We start from the raw sequence: 1,252 nt of genomic DNA on the forward strand, positions 1-1,252 counted from the left end.
CGAGCGATAAAGAGCGATGACTTCCTGCTCTCGTATCGAGCCGTTGAGTTCAACCTTTACTTCCATGTTCGGCTTCCTGATTTATGCATAACGCTGAGGTAACCGGCGCCGGAGCGCCAGCGGAGGGAACCAAAAGCGGTACGCTTTTGGCGTCCGGTTGACCGCCTTGTTAATGGCCGTTCACCACCGTGGTTGAGCCTGACACCCAGGCCGCATGCCCTCTCCCGGACAGCTTGCACCAACTCGACGGATGGCCAAAAGAATCAGAACGCAAAAGCCGCCAACCCGATTACCGTTTGAGACGGACGACCCCACAACTGGGGCACGTCATGAATACCGACACTGCTGGCCATTGTGGCAACCAAACCAAACAGCGCATTTTCCGGCCTTGGCGATCACCAGAGTGAGCGGGCTTACAACCAATCCCGGTGCCAAGGCCTTTGCACCCCACTTGCTAAAAACTCACGAATGCCGGGCCTTTACCGCCTTGGCTTTGCGGCGTGCCGGAGCGCCAGCGTAGGCGCGTCCGACAACAGCCACTGGTTAAGCTGCTTCGAAGTCCAAGGGATGAATGCCATCCAGATTGACCGTATTGCGGGCCACCCAAAGATCGTACATGTCCTGCATTGCCAACCAGCTCTCAGGAGTGCGCCCGAGAACCTTGGATAGCCGCAATGACATTTCCGGGCTAATACCACTATCTCCTTTGAGCAGCCGAGACAAAGTGGAAGGTGATACGCCCAGACTGGAAGCAAGCTGACGGGAACTGATACCGAAAGGCTCCAGATACACCTCCCGAATGAACTCGCCTGGATGCGGCGGATTATGCATAGTCATTAGTGATAATCCTCATAATCAAGAATGTAGGCATTGCCGTCCTGAAATTCGAACGTCATGCGCCAATTTCCGTTAACCCGAATCGACCACCGCCCCTTGTCTTTTCCCTTCAATGGGTGAAGCCGAAAGCCAGGGATATCCATGTCCTCCACCGAAGTGGCCGTATCCAAAGCAGCCAACTGCATACGCAGTTTCTTGGCATGGTCAGGCTGTATGCCCGCCGTGCTGCCGGTCGAGTAGAACCGCTTCAGTCCTTTGTGACGGAAAGATTTAATCATGAGGGGATGATAGCATGGTGCGCATCACGCAACAATAGAGCTTAACGCGAAGCGCACCGGCGGCCTTTACAGAGCGAAGCGGCGTAAAGGGCGTCCGAGTGCCGCGCATGGTTATGCATTAATGTTCGTTCCCGGAA

2 protein-coding genes are annotated in these 1,252 nt (G+C 55.1%); both read right to left on the reverse strand.

Features of this window, described 5'->3' with window-relative positions; all coding sequences use genetic code 11:
- Positions 1 to 543: 543 nt before the first annotated feature.
- Positions 544 to 837, reverse strand: coding sequence for a HigA family addiction module antitoxin (locus BMY49_RS17095; protein WP_068436756.1), 294 nt, complete (start codon positions 835 to 837; stop codon positions 544 to 546).
- Complete coding sequence (locus BMY49_RS17100; protein WP_022992350.1) at positions 837 to 1,115, reverse strand: type II toxin-antitoxin system RelE/ParE family toxin; 279 nt, start codon at positions 1,113 to 1,115, stop codon at positions 837 to 839. The genes BMY49_RS17095 and BMY49_RS17100 overlap by 1 nt, the downstream gene beginning before the upstream one ends.
- Positions 1,116 to 1,252: the final 137 nt, after the last annotated feature.

Source organism: Vreelandella aquamarina (assembly GCF_900110265.1).
Taxonomy (GTDB): domain Bacteria; phylum Pseudomonadota; class Gammaproteobacteria; order Pseudomonadales; family Halomonadaceae; genus Vreelandella; species Vreelandella aquamarina.